The sequence below is a fragment of the Bradyrhizobium sp. genome (genome assembly GCF_036009065.1).
In the GTDB taxonomy this organism is placed as follows: domain Bacteria; phylum Pseudomonadota; class Alphaproteobacteria; order Rhizobiales; family Xanthobacteraceae; genus Bradyrhizobium.
Genome location: NZ_DASYMN010000407.1, coordinates 1 through 6847 on the forward strand (window position 1 = coordinate 1; position 6847 = coordinate 6847).

Genomic DNA, 6847 nt, shown 5'->3' on the forward strand with positions numbered 1-6847 from the left:
TGGCTGACCGCGCCGAAATTGCCGTTGGTGATCAGGCTCATGGTCTGTTCGCCGCGGTGGTCGGGATGAACCCGCCAGCCGATGTCGGACAACAGGCAGGCGGCGTGGCGCAAACGGCGGTCTTCGTCGCTCTCGCGCAGCTTGGCGACCCTGACCAGGCGGTCGGTCCAGACCATCAGTTCTTCCGCATGGCGCGCGGAGCGCGACAATAGCTCGTTGAGCTTTTGGGCGGCGCAGATCAATCCGTCTTCCTTGCGCTCCGCCTCCGGCAACATCGAATAGAGCAGGCCCTCGCGCACGCCATAGGTGGAGAACACCACCGTTTTTGGTCGCGCCGTGCGAATGATGTATTCGAGAACCAGCGCCGCATAGGTAAGCAGCGGGCGCCGGGCCTCCGATACGGCCTCGATGTTGGCCAGCATGTCGGTGGCCACGAGGCGCCGCAGGCGGCGCGCGAAATCCAGCGCGCCCACCGCCGGAATCGAATAGCCGTGCATCACCTGCAACGGATATTCGCTCTGGATGATGTGGATGCGCGCCAGCGCCCGCCACGTTCCTCCGACCGCGTAGAAGGTCCGGCCACGGCCGGCGGTGAGCTGAGCGATTCCCGAAAACTCGTTTTTGACGATGCGCTCGGCGCGCTTCAGCGACTTGTACGAGGTATCCTGCAACGCCAGGCTTCCGAGCGGCAGCGTCACGCCCTGCCGAACGCGATTGCCGCGCACGTCAATCAATTCCAGCGACCCGCCGCCGAGATCGCCGACGATGCCGTCCGGCCTGTGAATGCCGGAAATGACGCCCAGCGCCGAGAGTTTCGCCTCGCGCGGCCCCGACAGAATCTCGATTGGAACGCCGCAGATGCGCTCGGCCCTGGCGATGAAATCTGGCCCGTTGCTGGCGTCGCGGCATGCCGCAGTGGCGATCGCATGGACACGGCCGACTTTCATCACCCGGCACAGCGCGCGAAAACGCCGCAGCGACGTCAGCGCCTTGGCGACCGCGTCGGGCGCCAACAGGCCGGTGGTCTGCACCTCGCGGCCGAGCCCGCACAGGGTCTTCTCGTTGAAGATCGATACGAGGCTGCGCTCCATCGCCTCATAGACGACGAGACGCACCGAATTGGAGCCGATGTCGATGACCGCGACGCTGGATGCGCGTTTGCGCCGCCGCTTCACCGTGCCAACTCCTTATGACGACTGCTGACGCTCGTTACGGCGCGTGAGGCGGCGTGGCGAAGATTCCTTGAGCGACTTTCCACGGCCTGACAGACTCGGATTCGTCATGAAGTAATTATGCAGGTTGAAGGGCTCCTCGCCCTTCGCGGCCTTCATACGCGTTGACGATCCATCCGGCAACAACTGCCAGCTTTGCTCGGTATCCTTCAGGTTTGCGACCATGATCTGCTCGAGAACCTGCTGATGCACCGTGGGATTTTGCAATGGACACAGGATTTCGACGCGGCGGTCAAGGTTGCGCGGCATCATGTCGGCCGAGGAGATATATACAGCCGCTTTGGCGCTCGGCAGGCCATGTCCCATCCCGAAACAGTAGATCCGGCCGTGTTCGAGGAAGCGGCCGATGATCGATTTCACCCGGATATGATCCGAAAGGCCGGGCACGCCCGGCCGCAGGCAGCAGATGCCCCGGACGATCAGTTCGATCGAAACGCCGGCTTGGGAGGCTTCGTATAATGCATCGATGATATCGGGATCGACCAGCGAGTTCATTTTCAGCCAGATCGCAGCCGGCTTGCCGTGGCGGGCATAGTTGGTCTCGCCGCGAATATGTTCCAGCATTCGCTTGCGCAGCGTGAGCGGCGAGACCGCCATCTTCTCGATGTCGCTCGGCTCGGCATAGCCGGTGATGTAATTGAAGACGCGCGCGGCATCGCGGCCGATGATCGGGTCGGACGTGAAGTAGGAAAGGTCGGTATAAATGCGCGCCGTCACCGGATGATAATTGCCGGTGCCGGTGTGAACGTAGGTCGTGAGCGTGGCGCCCTCGCGACGCACCACCAGCGACAGCTTTGCATGAGTCTTCAATTCGAGGAAACCGTAGACAACTTGCACGCCGGCACGCTCCAGGTCGCGCGCCCAGCGGATGTTGGCCTCCTCGTCGAACCGCGCCTTGAGTTCGACCAGCGCGGTGACGGATTTTCCGGCTTCGGCGGCCTCCACCAGCGTGCGCACGATCGGCGAGTCGCGCGACGTGCGGTACAGCGTCTGCTTGATCGCGACCACGTCGGGATCGCGCGCCGCTTGCTGCAGGAATTGCACGACCACGTCGAAGGATTCGTAGGGATGATGGACGATCAGGTCCTTTTGCCGGATCGCCGCAAAGATGTCGCCGCCGTGGTCGCGAACCCGCTCGGGATGCCGCGGGACGTAAGGCACGAATTCGAGATCGGGCCGGTCGAGCCGGGTCAGCTGCGACAGCTCGTTCATGGCAAGCACGCCATCGACCAGCAGCACCTCGTCGTCGGCGGTCGAGAGCGCACGCTGCACGAAGGCGCGCAGTTCCTCCGGCATCGTCGCCTCGATCTCCAGCCGGATCACCGATCCGCGGCGCCGGCGCTTCAACGCGGTCTCGAACAGGCGAACCAGATCTTCCGCCTCTTCCTCGATTTCGAGTTCGGAGTCCCTGATGATGCGGAACGCGCCCTGCCCTTTAACGGTATAGCCGGGAAACAGCCGGCCGATGAACAGGCCGGTCGCCTGTTCCAGCGTAATCAGCCGCACCGCGCCGTCCTTGCCCGCCGGCAGACGGATGAAACGATCAATCTTGCCGGGCATGCGGATCAGCGCATTCATCGGCTTGCCGTCGGAAACGCGCGCCAGATGCAGCGCGACGGTAAAGCCGAGGCTGGGGATGAACGGGAACGGATGGGCCGGATCGATCGCCAGCGGCGTCAGCAGCGGGAAAATGTTGTGGAGGAAATGATCCTCGATCCATGCCCGCTCGGCTTTTGGCACGTCGCGGCCATCGACCAGGATGATGCCGACTTCGGCGAGGATGCCGCGCAGATCGCGCCAGATCGCCTGCTGGTCGCTGGCGAGCCTCGAGACGGTTTCGTTGATGAGGACCAGTTGCTCGGAAGGCGACAGGCCGTCCGGGCTGCGCTCGGTGATGCCCTCGCGCACCTGCGCCTTGATGCCGGCCACGCGGACCATGAAGAACTCATCAAGGTTATTGGCGGAAATCGACAAGAATCGCACCCGATCCAGCGCCGGATGGCCCGGATTGACGGATTCCTCGAGCACCCGGCGATTGAAGTGCAGCCAGGACAGCTCGCGATTGATGAAACGTTCCGGACTTGTTCCAATCGCGGAACCCGGGTGGGGTTCCACATCTTTTTCTTTAAAAACAACAGCTTGGGCGGCATCCATGGAGTGTCGATCCATTCAGATCAGAAAGCAGCGTCGTCAGCGGCAATGCGGCGCAGAGCATGTGTTATCGCGATGACGTTTCAATGACATTGATGTTCCTCGCAGCTTCCCCGTCAAGCCGCATCGGCTGTCAGCAGGCCCGCTGATCAGGCATCCCGCAGCAGTTCGGCCGCAAGCGCGCGCGTCACCGGCCGGCCCAGCTGCAGCGCCGCGGTGTCGAGCAGCTCAACCGCCCGGCGGGCGGCGGCAAATGACCGCTCGATCCGGGTCGCAAGATAGCTCACCACGGGCTCGTCGATGCTCAATTGCCGGTCTGCGCAGAATTTCACGATCAGCGCGCGAAACAGCTGATCGTCGGGCGGCAGCAGTGTCACCACCGGGACGGCGCGGAGCCGCGAACGCAGGTCGCGCAGCTCAACCTGAAAGGCTGCTGGCGGGACCCGCGCCGTGATCAGGACGAACGCCTGGTCTTCGCGCGCGAGATTCATCAGGTGAAACAGCGCACGCTCGTCGAAACCAGCCACGTTCAGGTCCTCGACAACAAGCGCGCCGGTCGCAAGCGCGCCGGGCACGGCGGTTGCGGTCAGCGCATGCGCGGCGGTCGATCGCGCGCCCGCCTGCTCGGCCCAGATTGCCGCCAGATGGCTCTTGCCCGAGCCTTCCGGCCCCGCCAGAAGCATGACCCGGTTCGGCCAGTCGGGCCAGCTGTCCACCAGCGCGAGCGCCGCGGCGTTTGCCGGGCCCTCGAGAAAATTGTCGCGCGAGAGGCTCTCCGCGTGCGGCAGCACGAACGCAAGCTGGCGGGGTTGAACGCGGGCTGCCACGCAGTCACTCCATGCCGGCGGGCCGGCGCACTCGACGCGCTAACTTGTTTCGATGGTGCTCATGTGCCGCACCCACTCCACGAGATAGAGCGATACGGAAACCAAAGTAAAGACCGTCACGAAACCCATCAAAATCAGGTCGTACGGCGTGGACTTGAAGCCGAAACCCAGCGCCGCCAGCACCAGGGCCGCGAATGCGACCTGCGCCACCGTGTTGAGCTTCGAGACCATCAACGGCTTCATCGGGATCGGCTTGCCGAACACCCATGACACGATCACGGCGCTGACGATCATGATATCGCGCGACACCACCAGAATGACGATCCAGCGCGGCACCGCGCCCCAGATGCCGAGCGCCACATAGATCGAGACCAGCAGCGCCTTGTCGGCCAAGGGGTCGAGCAGCGCGCCCAATTCGCTGGCCATGTTGAAACGCTTGGCAAGAAAGCCGTCCACCGCGTCACTGACGCCGGCGACGATGAAGAGCGCGAAGGCGGCTTCCATCTGATTGGAAGCGATCGCCCAGACGATGACCGGCACCAGCAGGATGCGGCCCAGCGTAATGATGTTCGGAATACTCACGCGGCGTTCCCGGCTCCCGGCCCGATTTCGCTTAAGATCAGAGCTTCGCGCCCGGACCGGCTTTCCGTCTACATAGTATATGCCGGGGGCGCTTGCGAGCCATTGCACGCGGGTGAAATCCGACGTAACCAGCCCGGCCATCATCTGGAATCGGGCATGACGGACCGAAAAAACGGGCTCACTTACGCGGACTCGGGCGTCGATATCGACGCCGGCAACCGTCTGGTCGATCTCATCAAGCCGATGGTCCGGGCCACCGCCCGGGCCGGCGCGGATGCCGAAATCGGCGGGTTCGGCGGGTTGTTCGATCTGAAAGCCGCGGGCTTCAAGGACCCGGTTCTGGTCGCCGCCACCGACGGCGTCGGCACCAAGCTCAAGATCGCGATCGAAACCGGCCTGCATGCGGGCATCGGAATCGACCTGGTGGCGATGTCGGTCAACGATCTCGTGGTCCAGGGCGCTGAGCCGCTGTTCTTTCTCGACTATTTTGCCTGCGGCAAGCTCGATCCCGAGGCCGCCGCGACCATCGTCGCGGGCATCGCCGAAGGCTGCCGGGAATCCGGCTGCGCGCTAATCGGCGGCGAAACCGCGGAGATGCCCGGGCTCTACAAGGACGGCGACTACGATCTTGCAGGTTTCGCGGTCGGCGCCGCCGAACGCGGCACGCTGCTGCCGCGCCCCGACGTCGCAGCCGGCGATGCGGTGATCGGCCTCGCCTCGTCGGGCGTTCATTCCAACGGGTTTTCCCTGGTCCGCAAGATCGTTGCGATGTCCGGCCTAGGCTTCGAGGCACCGGCGCCATTCTCGCCGGTCATGACGCTGGGCGGCGCACTGCTGACGCCGACCCGGCTGTATGTAAAATCATGCCTGCGCGCGATCCGCGAGACCGCCGCGGTCAAGGGGCTGGCGCACATCACCGGCGGCGGTTTTACCGACAACATCCCGCGCGTGCTGCCAAAGCATCTCGGCGTCGGGATCGATCTCGCGCGGTTGCCGGTGCTGCCGGTGTTCAAGTGGCTGGCCGGGCAAGGCGGCATTGCCGAACTCGAATTGCTGCGCACCTTTAATTGCGGCATCGGCATGATCGCCATCGTCGAACCTGACGCGATCGATCAGGTCATGGACGTCTTCAGCGCGGCCGGCGAAAGCGCGGTGCTGCTGGGCGAGGTCATTCCCGCTGCCGGCGAGCACCGCGTGATCTATAACGGCCATCTCGATCTGACATGGTAAGGCGATGAAGCGCCGCGTCGCCATCCTGATTTCCGGGCGCGGATCGAACATGACGGCGCTGCTTGAGGCCGCCAGGGCGCAAGATTTTCCCGCCGAGATCGTCGTCGTCATCTCCAACAGGGCGGATGCGGCCGGACTTGCAAAAGCGCGCAGCAGCGGCGTTCCCACGGTGACGATCGAAAGCAAACCGCTCGGCAAGGACCGCGCGGGTTTCGAAGCGAAGCTGCAATCGGTGCTGGACGAGCATCGCGTCGAGCTGATTTGTCTCGGCGGCTTCATGCGGCTGTTCACCGCCGAGTTCGTACAGCGCTGGTACGGCCGCATGCTCAACATTCATCCCTCCTTGCTGCCGTCGTTTCCTGGCCTCGATCCGCACGGCCAGGCGTTGCGAGCCGGCGTGAAGATTTCCGGAGCGACGGTGCACTTCGTCATTCCGGAAACCGACGCAGGGCCGATCGTCATGCAGGGCGCGGTCGCGGTGCGCGATGACGATACGGCGGAGACGCTGGCCGCGCGCGTGCTCGAGATCGAGCATCGGATCTACCCGGATGCGTTACGGCTGGTCGCCGGCGGCGGGACGCGGCTCGAGCACGGGATTTGCAAGACTGACGCATATGGCAGTCCCGACGACAGCCTGATTTCGCCGGAAGTCATTTGATCCGGGAAATGCGACGCCCCACAAACAAATCCCCCGGCTTTCGCCGGGGGCCATCACCAATCACGACCGCTTAAGCGATCGCGGCGAAGTTTAAGAGACCTTCAGGTTTTCCGCGGATGACTTGCCGCGATTTTCCACGAGGTCATATTCGACAACCTGATTTTCGT

Annotated in this window: 6 protein-coding genes and 1 pseudogene; 2 read left to right on the forward strand and 5 right to left on the reverse strand. The window is 63.8% G+C overall.

Translation table 11 applies throughout. The features are described 5' to 3' along the window. The 4 genes from ppx to VGP39_RS24690 all read right to left on the reverse strand — a co-directional run. Window positions 1-1175, reverse strand: a 1175-nt coding sequence (gene ppx / locus VGP39_RS24675; protein ID WP_327570706.1) for an exopolyphosphatase, incomplete at its 3' end; no start/stop codon positions are given. A gap of 12 nt (window positions 1176-1187) precedes the next feature. Then, window positions 1188-3386, reverse strand: coding sequence for an RNA degradosome polyphosphate kinase (locus VGP39_RS24680; protein WP_327570707.1), 2199 nt, complete (start codon window positions 3384-3386; stop codon window positions 1188-1190). 146 nt (window positions 3387-3532) lie between these two features. After that, window positions 3533-4210, reverse strand: coding sequence for a DnaA ATPase domain-containing protein (locus VGP39_RS24685; protein ID WP_327570708.1), 678 nt, complete (start codon window positions 4208-4210; stop codon window positions 3533-3535). A 39-nt stretch (window positions 4211-4249) separates the two neighbouring features. Beyond that, window positions 4250-4792, reverse strand: coding sequence for a CDP-alcohol phosphatidyltransferase family protein (locus VGP39_RS24690; protein ID WP_327570709.1), 543 nt, complete (start codon window positions 4790-4792; stop codon window positions 4250-4252). 156 nt (window positions 4793-4948) lie between these two features. On the opposite strand from VGP39_RS24690, the gene purM reads away from it, so the two are divergent. Both purM and purN read left to right on the forward strand, forming a co-directional pair. Continuing rightward, the gene (gene purM / locus VGP39_RS24695; RefSeq protein WP_327570710.1) at window positions 4949-6022 is read left to right on the forward strand and encodes a phosphoribosylformylglycinamidine cyclo-ligase; all 1074 of its coding nucleotides are present in this window, start codon (window positions 4949-4951) and stop codon (window positions 6020-6022) included. Window positions 6023-6026: 4 nt separating this feature from the next. Further along, window positions 6027-6680, forward strand: a complete 654-nt coding sequence (gene purN, locus VGP39_RS24700) for a phosphoribosylglycinamide formyltransferase (RefSeq protein WP_327570711.1) — start codon at window positions 6027-6029, stop codon at window positions 6678-6680. A 90-nt stretch (window positions 6681-6770) separates the two neighbouring features. Here the strand turns inward: purN and VGP39_RS24705 are convergent. Then, window positions 6771-6847, reverse strand: a pseudogene (locus VGP39_RS24705) (cold-shock protein); the annotation flags it as partial.